At 35.2% G+C, this 20,943-nt stretch carries 17 protein-coding genes and 1 pseudogene; all 18 read right to left on the bottom strand.

The window, feature by feature from the left end:
• Nucleotides 1-113: 113 nt before the first annotated feature.
• The gene (locus GKE48_RS00945; RefSeq protein ID WP_154300282.1) at nt 114-1,820 is read right to left on the bottom strand and encodes a DUF2326 domain-containing protein; all 1,707 of its coding nucleotides are present in this window, start codon (nt 1,818-1,820) and stop codon (nt 114-116) included.
• Nucleotides 1,777-2,040: an ABC-three component system middle component 6 gene (locus GKE48_RS00950; protein ID WP_154300283.1), complete on the bottom strand. Its 264-nt coding sequence runs from the start codon at nt 2,038-2,040 to the stop codon at nt 1,777-1,779. Before GKE48_RS00950 ends, GKE48_RS00945 begins: the two co-directional genes overlap by 44 nt.
• Nucleotides 2,037-2,630, bottom strand: coding sequence for a hypothetical protein (locus tag GKE48_RS00955; protein WP_154300284.1), 594 nt, complete (start codon nt 2,628-2,630; stop codon nt 2,037-2,039). The genes GKE48_RS00950 and GKE48_RS00955 overlap by 4 nt, the downstream gene beginning before the upstream one ends.
• Nucleotides 2,627-2,845 (bottom strand): hypothetical protein, encoded by a 219-nt coding sequence (locus GKE48_RS00960; protein ID WP_119218785.1) that lies wholly within the window; start codon nt 2,843-2,845, stop codon nt 2,627-2,629. The genes GKE48_RS00955 and GKE48_RS00960 overlap by 4 nt, the downstream gene beginning before the upstream one ends.
• Nucleotides 2,846-3,093: 248 nt before the next feature.
• Nucleotides 3,094-3,495 carry a (deoxy)nucleoside triphosphate pyrophosphohydrolase gene (locus tag GKE48_RS00965; RefSeq protein ID WP_022097121.1) on the bottom strand — a complete coding sequence of 134 codons (402 nt, stop codon included), beginning with the start codon at nt 3,493-3,495 and terminating at the stop codon, nt 3,094-3,096.
• A 65-nt stretch (nt 3,496-3,560) separates the two neighbouring features.
• Nucleotides 3,561-5,678: pseudogene (locus tag GKE48_RS00970) on the bottom strand (DUF3427 domain-containing protein); the annotation flags it as partial.
• Nucleotides 5,679-5,732: 54 nt separating this feature from the next.
• Entirely contained in the window at nt 5,733-7,406 is a 1,674-nt protein-coding gene (locus GKE48_RS00975) for a hypothetical protein (protein WP_173016865.1), read from the bottom strand.
• 49 nt (nt 7,407-7,455) lie between these two features.
• Nucleotides 7,456-8,472 (bottom strand): DUF4365 domain-containing protein, encoded by a 1,017-nt coding sequence (locus GKE48_RS00980; RefSeq protein WP_243138417.1) that lies wholly within the window; start codon nt 8,470-8,472, stop codon nt 7,456-7,458.
• Between the two features lie 183 nt (nt 8,473-8,655).
• Complete coding sequence (locus GKE48_RS00985) at nt 8,656-9,609, bottom strand: DUF4868 domain-containing protein (protein WP_154300286.1); 954 nt, start codon at nt 9,607-9,609, stop codon at nt 8,656-8,658.
• Nucleotides 9,610-9,613: 4 nt separating this feature from the next.
• A complete protein-coding gene (locus GKE48_RS00990; RefSeq protein WP_055193231.1) occupies nt 9,614-10,276 on the bottom strand; it encodes a hypothetical protein in 663 nt (220 codons plus the stop codon).
• 27 nt (nt 10,277-10,303) lie between these two features.
• A complete protein-coding gene (locus GKE48_RS00995) occupies nt 10,304-11,896 on the bottom strand; it encodes a recombinase family protein (RefSeq protein WP_154300287.1) in 1,593 nt (530 codons plus the stop codon).
• Between the two features lies 1 nt (nt 11,897).
• Nucleotides 11,898-13,595, bottom strand: a complete 1,698-nt coding sequence (locus tag GKE48_RS01000) for a recombinase family protein (protein WP_154300288.1) — start codon at nt 13,593-13,595, stop codon at nt 11,898-11,900.
• A complete protein-coding gene (locus GKE48_RS01005; protein ID WP_154300289.1) occupies nt 13,596-15,305 on the bottom strand; it encodes a recombinase family protein in 1,710 nt (569 codons plus the stop codon).
• A 173-nt stretch (nt 15,306-15,478) separates the two neighbouring features.
• Entirely contained in the window at nt 15,479-15,607 is a 129-nt protein-coding gene (locus GKE48_RS14900) for a hypothetical protein (RefSeq protein WP_279238043.1), read from the bottom strand.
• 571 nt (nt 15,608-16,178) lie between these two features.
• Nucleotides 16,179-16,337, bottom strand: coding sequence for a hypothetical protein (locus GKE48_RS01010; RefSeq protein WP_154300290.1), 159 nt, complete (start codon nt 16,335-16,337; stop codon nt 16,179-16,181).
• Between the two features lie 888 nt (nt 16,338-17,225).
• Nucleotides 17,226-18,203, bottom strand: coding sequence for an Abi family protein (locus GKE48_RS01015; RefSeq protein WP_154300291.1), 978 nt, complete (start codon nt 18,201-18,203; stop codon nt 17,226-17,228).
• 55 nt (nt 18,204-18,258) lie between these two features.
• A complete protein-coding gene (locus tag GKE48_RS01020; protein ID WP_055193225.1) occupies nt 18,259-18,702 on the bottom strand; it encodes a very short patch repair endonuclease in 444 nt (147 codons plus the stop codon).
• Between the two features lie 223 nt (nt 18,703-18,925).
• Nucleotides 18,926-20,914 (bottom strand): DNA/RNA helicase domain-containing protein, encoded by a 1,989-nt coding sequence (locus tag GKE48_RS01025; protein ID WP_173016866.1) that lies wholly within the window; start codon nt 20,912-20,914, stop codon nt 18,926-18,928.
• Nucleotides 20,915-20,943 lie beyond the last annotated feature (29 nt).

Consider the following 20,943-nt stretch of genomic DNA (forward strand, 5'->3'; position numbering starts at 1 on the left):
TATCCTTATTTGTAAGTATGTATACAGGATTGAAAACACAAAACACATCGATTCAAAACATAAAGCCAATTGGTTTTCATGTTGTGGAAATCCAATCGGCTTTTCTAAGTGACTTATATTCCAAAAAACTTATTATTTGTACTTAATTCCAAAACTTTTGCTTTTTGGACATATTTTTGATCAACTTTATCAATACGTTCTCTTAAAATAGGTATAATATACTGTCCATCTATCTCTTCACATATTTCAAAAATAGTCTTTATCTGATTTATATGAGTATTTTCCATCTTATCATGAATTACAAATTGTGGAACTTTTATACCCATATGAATACTATATTGCATATATGCTAAATCAAAAGCTACAATAACTGCTTTCTTTTTTCCTGTCCCTACCTTTCCTCCAAGTGACGCAATACTAACAGGAAATTTTTTCTCTTCTTTCCAATTTTCATTATATGCCAACAAATATTTCTCACCATATAGTTTATCACAATAGTCAGAAAAAAATTGATTAAACTTTTTTATTTTTTCATCTATACCATCATTTTCCATCTGATTTTGAATATCCAATAATTCTTTATTCAAACCTTGTCTAACCGCTTCCTGTTCCTCTAATAGCTGAATAGACTGTTTTATCTCTCCTTTCTTTAATGACAAATCTTCAATTTTACGATTAAGCATATTCAATTCATCTAATAATCCTTCATCCAATGCCTCAATTGTTATCTTTTCTTTTTGCTCCAAAATATTTGCTAATTGGGAAGAGTACTGTTCCAATAATTCCTTTTTTACATTCAATTGTTTCTGTATGAAATCAATTCGATTTTGAATCATTGAATTATGAAAACTAATCATATCCTCAAAGTTCTTCTGCAATTTAGGAATATAACTCTTAGCTTCCTGATATATTGCCTGAAGTATTTGAATATTAATTTCCGATTTTTCCTTTGATAAACTCACTATACTATTTTCTATATTGGAAATTTCAAACTCTACCAATTCCATCTTTTCTTGCAAATCATTAATCCGCAAAGTTAGTTTTCTCTTTGAATCTAATTCTTCTCTATATTCATCCATATATGACAATTTATTTCTCTTGTCATATAAATCTTTTAAATCTGAATTAATAATTTCAAGTGATTGTTTCAAAACACTTAATGATGAAATACTCTTACTCTTTTCCAACATTTGAATTGTTTTTTGGCACTCAAATAGTTTTTCTGTAATTTCTCCTTTTTTACTTAGTAATTCATCACTATATATTTGAAACAAGAAACAATATATTGTGTCATATACATCACTACCTGTCATTATAGGCAAAAATTTAATCATTCTTTCTTCTGCAGTATTTTCCACTCTTACAAACTTAGGTATTAACTGTCTAAATGTCGGTCTTGGCTCTTTCAAACCAAAGATTATCTTCTTCAACTCATCCCAAAAATCCTGTTCAGAATAAGGCTCGTCAAAAATATATTTTTTCCCTCTCAGGAACAAATCTCGCTTTATTGAATATTCCCTTTTGTTTTCATCTATCAAAATCAACTCAGCCTGAACTTTATATTCTTCTAAGAAATCCTTAACCACCACATTTTCACTTCTAGTATCCGAATCATAATATAATTCACGAACAGACTTTGCACCCAAACATAAATCTATTATTTTTATTGCAGTAGATTTTCCTACACTATTACCACTTTCACGCAAACTCTCCGGAGTATCATCTATAATCAAGTTCAATCCTTTTTCTTTAAATTGAATCTCACGTATAACTTCTTCAGAAGGTTTCGTTTTGCGTACTATTAATTTTTTTATTTTCATAATACACCTTTCCTTCCTCAACTCTAACGAGTTCTAATAAATACAACCAATCTAACCCATAATAAATAAAATCAACATGAACTTTTTTCTTTAAATGTTGTTGTGATTCCTCCAACAATTTCTCGATGGATATAACTTTTACTTGCTCTAAAATTTTTAACAACACACCACCCAAATAATACAATGAAAAATCGGGCTGTCTTTGACTATTTAAAATCATATAGGTCTCTCCAATATCTTACATTCCATAAAACAAAAACAAGTAAAACACTCTATTCCTAATTCTATGTCCTCAACATACATAGTATCAAATTCTTTTGCTCCCATAACTGCATCACGAATTTTTATTTTTACCATATCAATAATTCTATCCGAATTTTTCCTTACTATCTCGATATAGCTTTTACCCGTCTGTATATTTTCTGCAATTATTTCTCCTTTTGCTTGTAAATACCAGAGATGAACACATTTTAAAATCCTAGCCTTACCAGAAATATTTGAATCATCATAGGCGTTCAAATGGTTCTCACATATCGAATAATACGCAGAAAATTCCTTGATAATTTCTTTATATTTAACTACACAATTATATTCTATTTTTTCATCAGGTCTGTATTCTTGAAGATTACCTATATTATCACTAAAATCATCTTGAACACACATTTCTCCTAGCGTTTTTACTACAGTAGCTATCAAAGAAGGGATTTTAACAACTTTTTGTATTGATACGTTAATATTCCCACTATTTTGTCCTACAATTACTCCCTGATTTTCTCCACTATTTTCAGTTTTGAATTCATTTCTTGTCATCTATGTATTTCCCCTGAATTAATTCCACTCATAATTCCAGAATTGCTCCCATTATTTTCAACATTTACATTACCTTTATTCCTTACATTTCGACTATGTTCTTCTTTTATTTGCTTTAAAATATCCTGGGCTTCATTTTTAGCTCTAATAGCAATCACAGTTGATATAACAGTTGCAACAGTTCCTATTGCAGTCAATATTAACGTCCAATCCATAAGTATTTCTCCTCAATTATAATTCATTTTATTATAACACTTGGTTTAATAATAGTCCATAATTACCCGATTTTGTCTCTACTTTCTTATCAACCACATTATATCTCTTAAATCAGAAACAGCCATCCATATGCCCTAATCCTATATTCGTTGTTTTCTCTGAAATCTACTCTTCCTGTGTAAATAGCTTTATAACTATCTGATGCTACACTGTTTCAAGTTTTGACTATGATTTTGTATAAATATTTCTACATATCCTCTCTTATCTTCTCTATCAAAGTAACATCCGCTGGCAGCCATTCAACCTCTCCAAGATGTTGTTTAGTCAGCCATTTTGCGTTCTCATGCTCTTTTAACACCAGATCTCCGCTTAATATCTCACACCAGAAGCAATCCATTGAAAGATGAAAATTAGGATAATCATATTCAATTGTATCGATTAAAGCTCCAACTTTAACTTCTGTATCTAATTCTTCCATAATCTCACGTTTTAACGCTTCCTGTGGTGTTTCTCCTGCTTCTATTTTTCCGCCTGGAAATTCCCAGCCATCTTTGAATTCTCCATATCCTCGCTGGGTTGCAAAAATAATTGGTTCTTTCTTATCATTAACTGCCTTTATTACTGCTGCAACTACCCTAACTGTTTTCATGTATTTTCCTCTTTTCTGTAACAAAATATGATTGTCTTTGCATATGCAGAGAATTTTGTATGTATTTATGAATTTACAATATACTCATAGATATCTTCTCTCACAGGAACATCAAGAATCCATTCTATTTCGACTGCTGTCTTCTGTGTATTGGGCATTGTAAATTCTTTAGTATTTCCACTAGCTGTCATATGTCCCAGATAATAAAACTCCTTAGAAATCTTATCATCTTTATTCTTACGAACAAAAAGCTCCACTCTGATTCCCCGCTCTTTTGCCTTAAGAAAATTCTGTACATCTTCAGACTGCAGACTTCTTCCAGATTTCGATATTGCTATCAAACGATCTCTAAATCCTGGCACAAAATGATCCTCATATTTTGTCGTATCACTAATATCTTCTGATTTATCATAATTAATAAATACAGGAAATGTTTTTGTCTTCTTATCATATTTATAACCACCAATATTTAATGGCACTTCATTCTGCTCCCAATTAAGCAAACGACACACATCCTCATATGTATATTTCTGATAAAGAACAAAATCTGTTACATCATAGCTTTGCTTATAATCTCTTTCATATCTGCTTATGCCAAAATCAACAAGTTCCTTAATAACATTATAAAAATCTCTATTTGATAACATTTCAAGAAATGTCTTCGTTGGTTTATAATCATTGCCTTCCTTTTCTATGAAGACACACTGGGAATATGTCTTCTTACTAGAACCTGCTGGAAATTCATTTGTCATAACATTTATGATATTTTCTTGCTGTTCCTTACTGATGGATTTACCATATGTCAACAGATCCTGTGATAGTCCTGTAAATAATCCACATTTTGATAATCCATTTGCATATAGAAGTGTTCTCTTTAATAATTGCAGCTCCTGAATTCTTTTTCCATTTGCCAGTTTCTTTGAAATAAATTCAACTATCTTTTCTTCTTCCTGTGACAAACGAATCTTATAATCCTTCTCATATTTCACTAAGAATTTATAATACGAACCGAGGCTGTTATTATCGAAAATTCGTATAACATCCATTTCCCCATAATCATCAAAATCCTTGAGTGCCGGTATTCTTCCCAATTTATTCTTAAGATTTGTATAGTTTTCTTTTATCAGCTTAATATCACTGAAATTAGCATTATCAACAGATGCAAATATTCTCTTCTTGCTTATTTCATCAAAATGCACTGTAGATGCGCCTGGAATAATTCTTCCACCTTCCATTATATATCTACGGATATTGTCTTTATTGTAAGTTCTATCACCGGATAATGCTATTGGTGATTGTGTTGGTCTGAGCATAATAACCTGATTAACCTCTACAATATCAACACCCTCATTCAGTATCTCCACAGAAAATATATAATCTAATGGCTGCTTATGGACATTTGCCTCACTCTCATTCATTGCAAGTCTTTCAAATGCATCCTGTCTTTCCTGTTCGTTAGCATCACCATTCAATGCTATTGTCCTAAAATATTCCCCTGTATCCGGATTAACTATATTGTTAAACTTATATGATAATTCCTGTGTTTCTTTGATACTGCTACAGAATATAAGTCCTTTAACCTTTTCTCCACTATATCCATAGTAATTTGCCTGCTGGATTATATGTTTCACACGTTCATCACTTGTTAACATACTAAAATCACGATTATCTTTATCATCTCCAACTATAGACAAATCAGTAATTCCAAAATAATGAAACGGACATAACAGGTTTTCTTCCATGGCCTGCTGCAAACGTATCTCATAAGCAATCTGATAATTAAATAACTCATAAACATTTCTACCTGCAACATTGTCATCACGCTTATCAGGAGTTGCTGTCATTCCAAGCCAAAGCTTAGGCGAAAAATGTTTCATAATCTTCTGATATGTATCAGCAGTTACATGATGTGCTTCATCCAACACTATACAATCAAATGAATTCTTATCATATTGAAGCAAATGCTCATCTCGATTTAATGTCTGGACCGTAGCAAATACATAATCTGCATCATATTCATGATATCCAGCACCAACTAAACCCATAGAAACAGATTTTGCAAATACCTTTTCGTAAGATTTCTTAGTCTGTCTTGCAAGCTGTCCCCTATGAACTAAAAATAACACTCTCTTAAATCCCAGTTCTCTCATTGCAAATGCGGAAGCATAAGTTTTACCTGTTCCCCCTCGTGTCAAGGGTGTGATGGGGAAATTTTTAACTTTTTTTGATAGGGTTATTTAATTTTCAGTTCCACAATAACAGCACTTACCAATTGGATAAAAATCAGCTTTAATTGATATTCCAAAGTTCCCACATTCTTCACACTCATTATCTGAAACAAATTCTTTTAGTTTTTTCTTATCTTCCTTAATGAGATTCAATTGAGCAATCATGGGATTCAGCTTCTCTATTACATATTTTATAAGTTTGAGTTTTAATTCTTCTACCTCCGAATCATCATACTCTGAATCCTGTTCTGCCTGCATCAAACATTCATCTCCTTCGCAACCGCTTCCATTAACAAAGAGGCATTTTGCTCTAAAGATTTCTGCAATTTCTGTTTTGCAAATAATTGAACACGAACTACTCTCTCCCATATCATCATCAATAAACATCTCAACGTATACTTCAACAGTATTATGCTCTAATGCCTTACACTTTATATCGAAAAAATGTGTTTTTCCATCATATATAGTTGTTTCAATTTCTTCAATATCAAAACAAGGATCATACTGAAATTGTTTCAAAATATCTTGGTAAAAATCTTCTAATGTTTCGCAGAATTTATCATATATTCCTTCCTCATCTAATATTTCAATCCCTGTTTCCTGCACAATTCTGTTTCGCCAGTATTCTCGTTCCTCACTCTCTTGTTCTGCTTCGTATTCTCTTGTTAATATTACTTCTTTAGATATTTCTTTTTGATCAAATTTATCATCTGCATAATCTAAATCATCTTCAATTTCATCTAGTTCTGATATTATTGCGTTATACGTATTCCATGTAATAAGCTTATTATGCGCAATATGATTTCGACTGTTTATAAATTTATTTACATCTGCTTTAAACTTTTCAGGCTTATCAAAATACTGTTTGAAAATATCTTCCCATATATCAGCAATTTTTTTTCTTCTTTTCAGAATAAAATTCTTTGCGTTTTCATTTTCCTTGCCTGACGTCAAAATTTTTTCAAGCTGTACATATTCCGCTCTCGAAAGAACAATATCATTCTCATACACTTTACATTTAAAAACAATTTCAAACACAGATTCTAATGTCAGAGAAATCAACTCGGCATTAATATCATCTAATTCCGGAACCTTTTGCTTAAATGTCTCTGACAACTGTATTGCTGAGTTATAATATTTTTCCAATCCACAGCTACTAAGCCAATCTACCCCCAAATGTAATGTAAGTACTCTACTTACAAAAGATCGAATTCTATTTTCTAACTTAAAGAATTCAGAATACAATTCGGTACATAATGCTTCCGAAGGCTCATCAATCAACCAATCACATCTTTTCCAGTCTACATTCATTCTCTTCTTAATTTCTATTTTTAACTTTTCCAAATAACGATCATAGCACTTTTCTATACCCTCATAAATGTATTTTGGTACTATGTCTATAATAATTCTCGCATCTTTATTCTGAAACGTATCAATAGTAAAAGTAATTTTATATTCAGCAGAATCGGTTTCCAATGCGAAAACTTCATTAGCAATACGTTCTAAACATCCCAAACATTTCAAAGTGCTTTTATTTAAAAGATTAGGCATTATATCCTTCATCACCTGTGTAACATATTCTTTAGTATGATCTTCAACTCGTTTAGTGTTTTCTCCCCACTCTTGGTTACCTTCCATAATATCTTCATAAAGCAAATCGTAGTTGTTTATTCTATTAAACATGAATTTTACATGATTCATATATTTCACCTACTTTCAGCATATATTTGCTTTAATTATATTTCCATTCTCTTTCAACTGTTTTATGATATAGTTCTGTATGATCACCAAAAGGACTATCCTCACACGCCATTTCATACAAAAAAGCACCTATATTTTTTAGTAAATCTTCAACCTCATAATCATATGTTTGCAACTGTTCCAATAAATCAAGATTTTCCTTGTCATTTTCATATTTATTTATCAGTTCATCAATTTCTTTTTGTAAATCTCTCAATGACTTCTTGCTTCTCGTAAATCCCTTTTCTTCAAACACCCCACTCTTACACCATTTTTTCACAATCATCGCATCCAAGACTTCTAATTCACATGCGTAATTATATGCTTCACTAAATTGTTTTTTTATATTGTCAATTAGCACCTCACATACAGACTCATATGTTCCTACTGTTTGGCTTGCGGTTTTAGTGATTCTTTTCAGCAATTCAATTGAGGTTTTTGTATTTACTTTACTTCCTGAAATTAATTCTTTCTTGATTTTTTCCAACTTTTCATTTATATGTTCCACTTGGTTTACCATATATAGCATTATATCTTGTCTTATGCTACTAGGACATTCTTGTGAACTCAAATCGATATATTTATTCAAATATACCCTTATTGTCACTGTATCTTGGCTTTGGATACTTGAAATTTTATCCGCAATCTGCTCAAGCGGATTACACCAATAACATTTACCCATAACATTATCCACAACAAACAAAATTGTTACATCATTCTGCTGACGCCAATAGTTTATCGTTGATATTTTAATCGGCACTGTAAAATACCCTTGTTTTTCTGTTTCGCTATCAACCTCATCTTTTCCTTTACTCTGAATATTAAAAAATAAACCTATCGGTGAAGTTTCCTTAAGCAATTCTGCTCTCATGTCTATTCCTAAGTCTACTGATTCATCAATAATATTAACAACAGCAAAATTAGATATAACTCGTTTTAAATAATCTGCCGCAAGATTCCCCTTCTTTTTATTCAAACTATATACTGGTAGTTTTTCCATTGCATACATTCCTTTCAAACCAAACACTTTTTGTTAATTCTGCAATTCATCTTTTTACATTGTAATATGGTAATGAGAAATTCCCCACTTTACAATTGCCCATGCATGATTATGAGTTACGCTATCTTCCTACATTTGAAACTTTATAACCATGCGCATACCGCAGGGGTTGGGAAATTAAAGCATTACAATTCATTCATCTTGACTTTCACTATTTAATAATGTTTTGGACGTACTATCATACTCCATATCAGTCAATTCCGATTTAACATAATCATCATTAAGCAATTTCATAAGATTATCGACATCTTTTTTCGTATTTGTACGAATCTTACCATTTTCAATATGTATAATATTTTTATATCGAGGAACTAATGGTATTTTATTTATGAGTTCATCTTTATCCATCGCCAACACCGGTGAATTCTTCACTTTCATAAGTTTTTTGGATATAGTTAATTTTTCTCCAGTTTGATATTCCTTCAATGTAGCTATATTTCCAATAATATCTAATTCTTCCAGTTTGGAAATAACACTCTGTGCTTGGTTACGGACAAACATTTGAAAGCCAAAAAAATCTTGAAGAACCTTAACATTTCTTACCAATATAGTATTATCTAAAATAAGTAATTCTCCTCTTTTATCGATTTTCAGCATTTCTTTATCGACAATTTCAAACACATTATCTTTTTGTATTATTCTTAGATTATTTTTTGCTTGCAATCTGGATCCTACATATGCTTGCTGATATATAAACAATTTCTTGCTATTTAGATTTATTTTGAATAAAAAGCCAAGGACATTTCCTATGTCCTTTTCGTCAAAATTGAAAACCTCATCCATACTATCATCATTTAGCAAGGCAAATGGTTTGTACTCATCACTTTGCTCCAAAACATAAACTGCCTTTTTATTATCTATAACATCTAAAATATCACAGTACACCACCTCATCTTGCAAATACTGTGTATTAATAATCTCCAAAGCAATAGACCGAATTCTATCTTTCAAGGAATTCATCGATATCATCTTCTCAATATAAAATTCCTGCTCCTCACCTTTTAAGCAGACGTATACATCAACACCGCACACTGCACCTGTTTCTGTAATTTCTTTAATTTTTGATGTTATCTCATGTTTATTCATGAATTTATCCTTCCTTTCTGATAACTAAAACATTGTCCTCTATCTTCTTGTACTCTATTGTGTTGCGACTATCCATATTGCCTCTTATCAATGCAATATACTCTCCATCTGGCAAATGCTCATTGTCAACAAATTTAAATTTATACACCTTATATTTCAGTATTATTAGTACTGGATTTTGATAGTATAAATTGGTTTTCGACAACAAACATATTATTATAGCAACTAGAAAAATCATCAATAATAAACCATTCCACGTCGAAATATCGTTAACCAACAATGGCAAAATAAGTGTAAGAAAGAAATTCAATCCGGCATCTTTTTCTTCTTTGATATCCTTAACTTCATAACCTCCAACTACGTCATATCGTTGAAAACATACAAATTTAATAAATATGATCAAAGACACCATAACCCAAATCAAACAAACCCACATTCCTATATATAAAGGCAAATGTTTATAAATCATCTGAATATTGAACAAATTACCAACCACACGACCAAACTTCTCAAATGGAAAATATTGCAGTATTGTTAGTAAAAATAACGGACTTAACGACAAAATAATCAATTGCTTCTTCAAACACTTCACCTCTTTCTTTTCATGACAATATATATTTATTTTTACTTTTTCACGCTTATTTTTAATTATACCACCTCCCCTCATTAATCTCCACCAGAATAATCAGTATTATCAAGGCTTTCGAGCCTTTCCCACCTCCCCAAACTCATCCTTAAACTTCCACTTTATCTCCACCCTGTCCTTTGCATACACAACAATCTCCTCCACAAAAGCATCCACCATTTCCCTGTTAAGGCCTGTCAGTTTCAACTGCCCTTCCAACATCTCCAGACCTGCCACTTCTGGCACATCCACATCTGCCATCTTACTGACTGCCGTCTTCTGTTTTTCGATATTCTCCCGCATACATGCCAACACGTGCTCATATGTCTTGCGCTGTTCCAGATATGTTTCTTTATCTGTCATTTCCAGCTTGTAGCTTTCATAAGCTTCACGCAAATCCTTTTCAATTAGTTCACGGCTATGCTCCATATCTGAAAGATGCTTCTCTGCCTGCTTTAATCGCTCTGCCTGCTTCGCCCGTTGCATATCCACAACCTTTCTGGAATCTACCAGTACATCAATCATCATCTGAAGTGCTTTCTTCACAATGCTTTCTATATCGGCATCCAGCACACTGATATTGCATTTTCCATCCGATTTATCCAGATAATGATTTGCACAATAATACTTCGGTCGTCCGGCATAAGTATGGGACAGGCGATGCCCACAGTTACCACAGATCATTTTACCAGTCAGGCAATGTGTTTCATGCTTTCTTTTGGCACTGGCACATGTATTTTCTTTTCGCATGGCAGCTACTTTTTCAAAATCCTCCTTGTTTATAATTGCTTCGTGACAATTTTCCACACGCTTCCATTCATTCTCTGGAAGTGCTTTTGCATGTTTATCTCCAACATTCTCACTCTTGAAGCGGCTGTAAATCATCGTGCCGGTATATTGCTCATTTCCGAGGATTCTTCCTACTGCAACATTATTCCAGAGAGGCTTTTTCTCACGATATCTGGCAAGTTGCTTTTCACTTCCTACTTGCATGGCAATATACACGCCCGGCGTATCTATTCCATCCCGGTTCAGTCCTTCTGAAATTTTGTACATAGATTTTCCAGACAGAAACTCTTTGAAAATGCGCTTTACGATCTGACTGGCAAACTCATCCACAACCAACTTATGCTTGTCCTCCGGACTTTTCACATAGCCATAAGGAGCATAGGTAGCTATGTACTTACCATTGCCACGCTTTGTATCAAGTGTCAATGATACTTTGGAAGACTGTTCCTCACTGAAGAAATCATATAGAATCCCCTTAAATGCAACATCAATCTCACCGATACCCCCCACGTAATCTGCGCTGTCATAATTATCGTTTATGGCAATAAATCGCACACCCATAAAAGGAAATATCTGTTCAATATATTTCCCCTGCTCGATATGATCTCTGGAAAATCTGGAGAAATCCTTTACAATAACACATGAAATCTGCTTTCTTTTCACCATTTCCAGCATTTTCTGCATATCCGGGCGGTCCATATTTTTACCAGAATAGCCATCATCCACAAACTCAACCACACTCATTTTGCGAAGTTCCTTATTTTTATTGATAAATCCACGGATAAAAGCACGCTGATTGGTAATACTGTTGCTCTCATCTTTTACAAATTCATCTTCCTTTGACAATCTCAAATATATTGCTATCTGCTCCATTCTATATCTCCTCTCCGTCTGCCATCCTGGCATACTCATCTTTAAAATTCAGGTTAATTACCAGCCTCTTATCCGGATACAGGTAAATACTGTCGACCAGTATTTTAATCATATTTCTATCCAGGGAGACCTCACTTTGAAAACGATAAATCGCTTTCAGCCACTGTATCTTCTTCTCACAAAATCTCTTCACACGCCTGCGGCTTGCCTCTTCATCCGATATCTGTCCCCGAAGTCTCATTATGGCATCAGCGTTTTTCTCCTGCCTGCACTTGAAATCAGCCTTAGTAATCTCTCCCGTAACATAAGACTGATACTCTTTGCTTTCTTCGTAATTCTTCCTGTCAATCTGCTTTTGAAGCTTCTGAATCCTCATGTCATGATTTTTCAGTTCCCTGTCCATCACGCCTCGCATGGAAGCCTCCGTCCTGGCACTGTCGGTCAGTACTGCAATTTGAGTTGTAAGCAGGTTATGCACCACCTTTATAAGATCCTGCTCCTTGATGGTACAGCCACACTGTTTCCCACCAAAATCATAATTGTATCTGCATGAATAAAAATACTGACGATCCAGCACTCCATCCCTTTCTAAGATTCTGGAAGCTAAAGGTATTCTTCTGCCACAATTTCCACAGAATAAAATTCCTGCAAAGATATCCTCTTTTATTGGCAGATTCTTTCCCCTGCCAGATGTGAAAATGCTTTCTTTCACCTTCTTATCCATAACAGCTCTTACCCTATCGAATAGTTCCTTATCCACGATTGCCTCATGGGTATTTTCAACCACAATCCAATCATTTTCATCCGTAGCATGCCTTGCCTCGTTATCATACAGGCTGGTACGCCTTTTCCCCTGTACCATGTTCCCAATATAAGCCTGATTTTTCAGGATGTTGGAAATCGTACCGGGATACCATGCCTTTGCCTCTGCACCTTCCTCCACATAGAGATTCCCTGTTTTCAGATAATCTCCCGGTAATGCAAGACGATACTCCTGAAGTGCTTTCGCAATCTCCCTGAGCGTCACTCCATCTGCTGCCAGTTCAAAAATCTGACGGACAACTGCCGCCGCATCCCTGTCTATCACATACTTACGAAGGGCATCCCCACTATCCACTTTATAACCATATGGTGCATTGCTTCCCGTAAATTTGCCCCTTTCCATATCAAGCCTGCGACTGACTGAAACACGCTTTGAAATATCCTTGGTATACATATCATTCACCAGATTTTTCAATGCAATTTCCAGTGCCTTATTCTGGTTAAATTCTGCCTCTGTGTCAAAATGATCACTTACCGATATAAAACGGACCCCGAGGAACGGAAATATCGTTTCAATATAGTTGCTGGCTTCGATATAATCCCTGCCAAAACGGGACATATCCTTCACAATAATGCAACTGATTTTCCCATCTCTGACATCATCCATCATCTGCCCGAATGCAGGTCTGTCAAAACTGGTTCCCGACACTGCACTGTCAACATATTCATGGTATTCTGCAAATTCAGCCTTATCCCTGATAAATTCTCTTAAAATACTCAGCTGGTTGGCTATGGACTCCGATGGTCTGGATTTCAGTTCCACCGACAATCTGGCATAAAGTGCAACGCGAAAGGATTTTCTTTGCTTTGCAGGTACATCAGCTGTTACCGGTTCTGGTATCTGAACTGCATTAAATCTGTTCTTCGTTCTCGCCATTTACACTGCCTCCTTAAGCTCCAGCACTGGCAAACCATCTACCATGGTGTACACTGGCTCCGCATTCTTCTCATTTGCGACATCAAACAGTCCGGTAACCTTTTCCATCTCCTGACGATACTTGAACACAATCTCCACCCTGAAATCATCATAAATCAGAATCCTGTCAATAAATGAAACCAGTGCCACACGATCCAGATTTCCAATCACCAGACCTTCACGAAACTGCTCCAGGTCCTTTGCCACAGCAATTCCATTTTCATATATATCGCGGATGATTGTCTCCTGCTCTCTGATTGCCTGTTCAAGCTCCCTCTCTTTTGCCGAAAACTCCTCGCGGTACCTTGTAAACTGCTCTTTGCTGATAATCTCATCACGCAAATCCTGATACAGGGAAGCCTTAAATGCAGAACATTTTGTAAGCTCCTGCTTCCGGGCAACAATCTCTTTATCATGGGCAACGGCCTCATCATAATTCACATTCAGCTCATCCAGATGCGCCAGTACCTTTTCACAGTCACACATACTATTGATATATCCCTGCAATTCTCCCAACACAATCTGATTCAGGTCCTCCTCACGAATGCAGTGACGACTGCAGGCATCTTTCCCGTTTCGGTTATAATTGGAACAGATATAGTTGATATATTCCCTGCCCTTGTAAGACTCCTTGCGATGTACCATACTGCTGCCACAATCCCCACAATATAAGATACCCGCATACATATATGATTCGTTTTTTCCAGCAACTGCTATGGTATCCCGACTCATCAGAACCTGTACTGCATCAAAATCCATCCTGCTGATAATTGCTTCATGTGCATTCTCCACTACCACCCAGTCACATTCCGGTACTTTTATTTCCTTCTTAACCTTGTGACTGACAGTTGTTCGTTTTCCCTGTGCCAATGTTCCGATATACACCACATTCTTAAGAATTCTTGATACTGTCTGGGCAGACCATTTTGACTGTCCTGCACCTTTAAAACTGGTGCTGTATTTTTCTCCGCATTTTGCCTTATATTCCGATGGTGCAAGCACACCATTCTTGTTAAGAATCCTTGCAATTCCTGATGCACTCATTCCCGAAAGCTTCTTTGCAAATATTCCCTGAACCACACCGGTTGCATAAGAGTCCGGCACCAGATGATTCTTATTATCCTCTGCCTTTTGATAGCCATATGGCGCAAATGCACCGATAAACAGCCCATTTCTTCTCAAAATGCCCTGACTGGTACGAACCTTTATAGACGTATCGCCGTTGTACTGCTCATTCAGCAGGTTCTTGAAAGGAATGATCGTATGCGTCTCACTGCTACTGGCAGTCAGGCTATCGTACCCTTCCGATACTGCAATAAAACGCACGTTATATTTCTTAAAAGTTTTCTGTATCAGCTCATCCGCACCAATACGCTCCCTGGCAAGTCGGGACAAATCTTTTACAATAATGCAGTCAAGCTTCCCCGCCTTCATGGATGTCATCATCCTCTGAAACTCTGGTCTGTCAAAATTACTTCCACTGTAACCGTCATCAATAAAAATATCCACCAGTTTCAAATCATCATGGGCATCTATAAATCCCTCCAGCAAAAGTTTCTGGTTGGAAATACTGTTACTTTCCTTCTTCTCCAGTCCATCAATATCTTCATCTCCCTGAGACAATCTCAGATAAATTCCTGTTCTGTATACATCAATCTGTTTCTTACTCATTACAATTCCTCCTGTCGTTCTTCAACTACTGTAAAAACAGCTTCTATTGATATCTAAGTGACGCTTTCCGTTCTATATAGCAATTCATAACATCCGTAATGCTACAGCTTCCTGCAAAGGTGGACTGAACAGTATATTTTCCATACCGTTTCGCCTTTCCCTGTTGTTTTGCATCATGCTGCGAACACTCCGTCACATTCCGCTCTTTCGTATCTGTCTCCTGCAAAATACACTCTTCTCCTTCCCTTCAAAAATGAAAAACAGCCTAAAAATGTCCTCCTTATGGCTAAATCATGAGACACAAAAACCGCTCTCCATAGTTAACAAAGTCTCTTGTTACATCTGCTGTAACAACCGCGCTACATATCATATTTACACACGAAAGCCGAAAAGCACAAACCATGAAGAAAAGCTAAATAACTTACATCTTTTCTTCATTTTGGTTCGATATTCATTTCAACTTAAACTGTTTTGACGTCATATATTCTTATAATCTCTGACGTCATACGCTGCATCCATACGATGTTTCCGTATGTAAATATGTATGTAAGCTTGCGCTTACTTTGTTGACCATGGACAGCGGTTATTATTTCATGGTGTCTCATCTGCACCGACATTTTCAAGCTGTCTTGATGTCAACTATTCAATTAGAAAAACTTAACATTGGTCATTACGTTGGCTGGACGTTCACAATGTTTTACAGGTATTGTGGCTATTTTTTCAAATTCATTTGTTTGCCACATGTTTATGTTACATCCCGAACAAATATTTGTCTACCACTTTTTTCCACCTTTTTTGACAAAATATGATTTTCAGCATTTTTGCCAGTCACAACCATCACACGAGCCCTTCTGAATCATCAGGCAGCCACTATTATGCTGCACTTCCACCTGCTATTTCCTGTCCCAGATATGCTATCAACAGCTCTTCCAGAGTTGATTGTTCACCGTATGACATGGTTGCTTTTATGGTATTCCCTTTACCCGTATCCACCTTAATTGTCTTTGCTTTAATATCTATTTTTTCCTCCATCTGCGTTACCTCCATTAAAAAAATCGCTACCCATAGCTCATTTGAAAATGCATAAACTATGGATAACGATTTTGGTTATCACTTATTCTGTTTTGGACTTCTCTTAACGTCCTATGAAGGTATACGCCGGTCTTTCTGACCCCTCATCGCCCCGTATACGTAGAGGTGTACTCACCTCCGGGAATTACAGATGAGCCACTAGCTGTGTTCACGACGCCCTTCTCCATTCCGGAGAAGCACTATCTCCCCTACCTGCATTACGGGGATCGGGACGAACTTCTCGCCCCTCATGGGTTATTATCCTTACGCAACATACCTGCTCCCGCATTGCCCAAACTTCCGTCCAGCCTCTCAGCCTTCATCTCTCAATCCATCAGCCTACTAATATGATAACTGTGACTTTCATCCTGCGGGTATATGATCCGTAATTTTACTCAAATCTGTAACTGCTATTCAGTTGTCAATTTTCATTTTCTCATTGGCTTGTCTCAAGCCTGGATATAGTATAAACCAATCCGGTGTCGTCCACAAGGGACTATTATGGTCTATTTTTGCGAAAAAGGTGACAGTTTGTGACCTTTTTCTGATTTATGCAAAAATATCATACTGCCTTCCGTCGTGATTGTACACTTCGGCAAAGTGTGAAATTTGCAAATCGTGTATTCATTATACGATGAGGTTTTGTGTTTGTCTATGGACATGGTTGGTGTTTTTTCAGGGATTCACACCAGAATCTGGTGTTTTAGTGCTTGCATTTAAACAAAAAAATAGAGCGCCGTCGCAACGCCGCCCTTACAAAAACACATAAGTGTTTTATGATTCTATCCACAGTATATGTAGATTTTTTGAAAAAGTCAATACTTTTCCTCAAAATCTGCTTGTCCAAATTTATCCAAACAAATTTTTTATAACTTTGTAAACAAAACCAAAAGTGCTTGTTATCAGCTGATTCTTTTGGAAAAATTCCTTTTTTTCTCTAATACGAACATCAAACAATTGCTTAAGCTCATTAATTCGGTGTTTTTTTACTTTTTCGGATACGACCATATTATATACACAAAGCATACTAACGAACTCTAAAACCGCACGACAGGACAATTTCTTTTGCCTCTGATTTTTATTTATATCTGGCATTGTTTTGATTATTCGATATATGGCTGCCGGAGCTATAGAACTTCCCGGATTCAAATCCGCAATGATACAATTATTATGTGCACATCCATTTCGTAAACTCTTTACCAAATTAATCATAGATATATCAACTGGCATACCACCCTTCAATCCATAATAATATTCATAAAAACGAATGAAATCTCCAAAACTCAATAATTCCATCAATACCCAAGCCGGACAATCAAACGCTGTTATTTTATTTTCCGATTTTCCCTTCTGAGGATTATACACTCTTTGAATCGTAAAGTACTTATTGATTAAGTTTCCAGTAAACGGAGATGCACTTGCAGCTTCTATTTTGCCAACAATATATGGATTATTACTCAAAAAATTATCAACTATATCATAACCATCTTCCCCGGAATCATTTTCAAGATTCTCCAAAAGTAGCACCTTTAGATCATGTTCAATATCAATGCACATCTTTGTAACCAAATTTCTCAGATGCATATCCAGCGTCGACAATTCCTGTAAATATGCAAAATCTAAATCAATATATTTTCCTTTTGACGGACCATTTAAGTATTTCTGGTAATTTTTTCTATATGACGCAGTACGCAAATAATTATTTATTTGCGCTAAATATTTTTCTGCATTATCTTCTGTTACATATTTGAATGAGACACCCTTTTCATCACGTAATTTATCTACTAATGCTTTTGATGTCATCTTTGGTTTATCTGTTCTATTCATCTTCGCCCCCACTCACCAAACTATCTGTTTCATTTATATATACTACTATTACCATTTACAATTCCATATCCTCAAGTACCATATCCTGTATTGCTTCTTCCACAACCTTCACACACTCATCCGTATGCTTCTTAATATCATCACCCCAAAATCGGATAACAGTCCACCCTTCAAACAACAATCTTTTGTTTACCTCATCATCCCTCTCTCTGTTTCTAGATATCTTACTTATCCAAAATTCACTGTTATTGCTCTTCTCCAGCCTGGGTTTTAATACTTCCCAGTCCTTTCCATGGAAAAATTCTCCATCACAGAAAATTGCTATCTTATATTTTGTCAACACAATATCCGGATTTCCCGGTAACTTTTTATAATTCTTCCGGTACCGATAACCTTTTGCCCATAAAGCTTTTCTAAGGATAATTTCTATTTTAGTATCTTTTCCATGGATATTTTTCATGTTTTTATGTCTTTGTTCTTTAGTTAAATTATCCGCCATGTATATCACCTTCTTATACTGTGTCTCCGCCATCTAACACAAAACTAAAAAGTTATCACAAAATATTTTTGTACTTTTAGAACTGGCAAAATAGTTCATATAAAATCCCATAATACATTCTTTCCGGTACTGTTAAAATTGTAATAATATTTTACAAAGGCTGATTTTCCATCTCAATTCTATATTTTCTCTAATTCCATAATTATCTACACTATCTCATATTTCATAATTCTTTTATTCCACAAGAAATCAGGTACTCATATATTTTATCATAATTCCTATAATCTCTTGTCGCATCTTCCTCTTCTTCCACTCCGCGTGGAACAAATATAACCATACCTTGTCTTGCTCTAGTCAATAAAACTCTATAAGAATTTACCAAATATCTTTGTTGTTCAGGCTTATTTCTTCGTTGCCACTTGGTTCCTCTAAATGAATAAAATAACCAGTCTGTATTATCATCATTTCTTCGTAAATCTGCATCCCAGCAGACAACAGCCCAATCAATTTCCAATCCCTGAACTTTAAACTCACTAGCAACAATTTCCATCATGTTTGAAGAACGCAAATCATCAGGCGGTGCCAAAAACCAGTTTTTCACATCAATCTCAGTTGATACATATATACCTTCCGGTTTAAGTCTTTGAGCACTACTACAAGCCAACATTCCACATCTTTGTGAACCGCGTACTTTTCCTTTTGCCCATTTTTTTGCCACATTTGCATCCCTCGTTATGTATACTGGATATTTTTCAAATATGTACTGATATATTTCTTTTGCAGTTTCCGGCTCATTATTAAGTAATGCATCTACAAATTGACATTGCTTATCAGCCCTAAAAGATCTTATCGATGTCTTTAGATGCAATGCCTTCTCTGCATGACATCTATCACATGAAATAATCATTTCTTTATCAATGTTTTTATCTTCGACTTGCGAAAAAATATCTGGAGAATAATACATTTCCCATTCGCCAAAATCCTCGATTCCACACCTAAACCATTCATTTATTCCAACTTCACCATCATATATATCTTGCCCCAAACCAACCAAACAAATCATCACTGCCCAATCCTTATGTCTATCCATAATACTATATAATAAGTGTGGCTCACTTACCGCCATTGTGGGATCATCATGTTTTCTACGCATTTTTTCCACATTCCACACCCTTTGCGCTTCGTCAAAAATCAAAATATTCTCCGCTGTAGGTTCATTATGTTTAGCATTATCCAGCTTAAAAGAATAACTGCTTTGAATAAGTGCATTTATGGCAGCTTCTGTTTCCCTTTTATTTATATTTTTATCGGCTACACTCTTTTTTAATGCCTCTCTCAGTACTTCTACCAATGGACCATTACCTGACAAATATACACTAAGACTATCTCGTCCTTTTTCCAAATTCTTAGCGACAACATCCAATCCAACCAAAGTTTTTCCAGCCCCTGGGACTCCTGTCACAAAACAAATACATTTTTTCTTTTTCTCTCTTGCATAACATACGATTCGATCAATTACGCTCTCGCATTCATTAATATTATCTTGTCCAGCTTCCGACTGTGCAATTTGGCTAATATCATGTGTGTTATAGGCTTCTATTGCCGCTGAAATAATCGTTGGTGTTGGATAATAAGGTGAATTAAACCACTTTTCAAAATCAATCTCATCATCAGAACCATACACATCAATTATTTCCATTATCTTTGGGATCAAAGTATCTATATTCTCTCTCTGCAAAAAAACTTGTTTGTCATCATAATGATTTATAACTTGTGGTTTGCTATATTTTGGTGCATCAGTAGCTATCAAAATAGGGCAAACATACAAATCCTCAGATTCCTTATGGAAATTTTTAATATCTATTGCATAATCTTCTGCTTGTTGTGCATCTTGAGCTGTAAAAGCATTCTTTCCATTCTTGAACTCAAGTGAAAACACCATATGGCGAATAAGCAAAATAATATCTATGCGCTTTCCAAGACGAACGATATCATATTCAAAAATGATGTCACCCTCCATACCACATTCTTCTAATCGTCTCTGCAACTCACAAATTTGATTTTCCCAAGCATCAGACTGTTCTTTGTTTATCTCAAAAGAATGCCTAACTAGTTGTCCTATTATCGATGCGGATTTATCTTTGATAAATCCAGGAATAGAATTGCAATAATATGCTTTTCCACTTTGTGTTGAAAATGTATATTTGTTCATGACACACCCTCCTAATGATATGGACGTGA

It is taken from the genome of Lachnospira eligens (assembly GCF_009680455.1).
Taxonomy (GTDB): Bacteria; Bacillota; Clostridia; order Lachnospirales; family Lachnospiraceae; genus Lachnospira; species Lachnospira eligens_A.

Coding starts and splice junctions, on each gene's coding strand:
- GKE48_RS00960 (WP_119218785.1), bottom strand. CDS start 2,845: ATGGATTGGACGTTAATATTGACTGCAATAGGAACTGTTGCAACTGTT.
- GKE48_RS00955 (WP_154300284.1), bottom strand. CDS start 2,630: ATGACAAGAAATGAATTCAAAACTGAAAATAGTGGAGAAAATCAGGGA.
- GKE48_RS00985 (WP_154300286.1), bottom strand. CDS start 9,609: ATGAATAAACATGAGATAACATCAAAAATTAAAGAAATTACAGAAACA.
- GKE48_RS00990 (WP_055193231.1), bottom strand. CDS start 10,276: ATGAGGGGAGGTGGTATAATTAAAAATAAGCGTGAAAAAGTAAAAATA.
- GKE48_RS00965 (WP_022097121.1), bottom strand. CDS start 3,495: ATGAAAACAGTTAGGGTAGTTGCAGCAGTAATAAAGGCAGTTAATGAT.
- GKE48_RS01010 (WP_154300290.1), bottom strand. CDS start 16,337: ATGGAGGAAAAAATAGATATTAAAGCAAAGACAATTAAGGTGGATACG.
- GKE48_RS00995 (WP_154300287.1), bottom strand. CDS start 11,896: ATGGAGCAGATAGCAATATATTTGAGATTGTCAAAGGAAGATGAATTT.
- GKE48_RS01005 (WP_154300289.1), bottom strand. CDS start 15,305: ATGAGTAAGAAACAGATTGATGTATACAGAACAGGAATTTATCTGAGA.
- GKE48_RS00950 (WP_154300283.1), bottom strand. CDS start 2,040: ATGATTTTAAATAGTCAAAGACAGCCCGATTTTTCATTGTATTATTTG.
- GKE48_RS00980 (WP_243138417.1), bottom strand. CDS start 8,472: ATGTATGCAATGGAAAAACTACCAGTATATAGTTTGAATAAAAAGAAG.
- GKE48_RS01015 (WP_154300291.1), bottom strand. CDS start 18,203: ATGAATAGAACAGATAAACCAAAGATGACATCAAAAGCATTAGTAGAT.
- GKE48_RS00945 (WP_154300282.1), bottom strand. CDS start 1,820: ATGAAAATAAAAAAATTAATAGTACGCAAAACGAAACCTTCTGAAGAA.
- GKE48_RS01025 (WP_173016866.1), bottom strand. CDS start 20,914: ATGAACAAATATACATTTTCAACACAAAGTGGAAAAGCATATTATTGC.
- GKE48_RS01020 (WP_055193225.1), bottom strand. CDS start 18,702: ATGGCGGATAATTTAACTAAAGAACAAAGACATAAAAACATGAAAAAT.
- GKE48_RS01000 (WP_154300288.1), bottom strand. CDS start 13,595: ATGGCGAGAACGAAGAACAGATTTAATGCAGTTCAGATACCAGAACCG.
- GKE48_RS00975 (WP_173016865.1), bottom strand. CDS start 7,406: ATGTTTAATAGAATAAACAACTACGATTTGCTTTATGAAGATATTATG.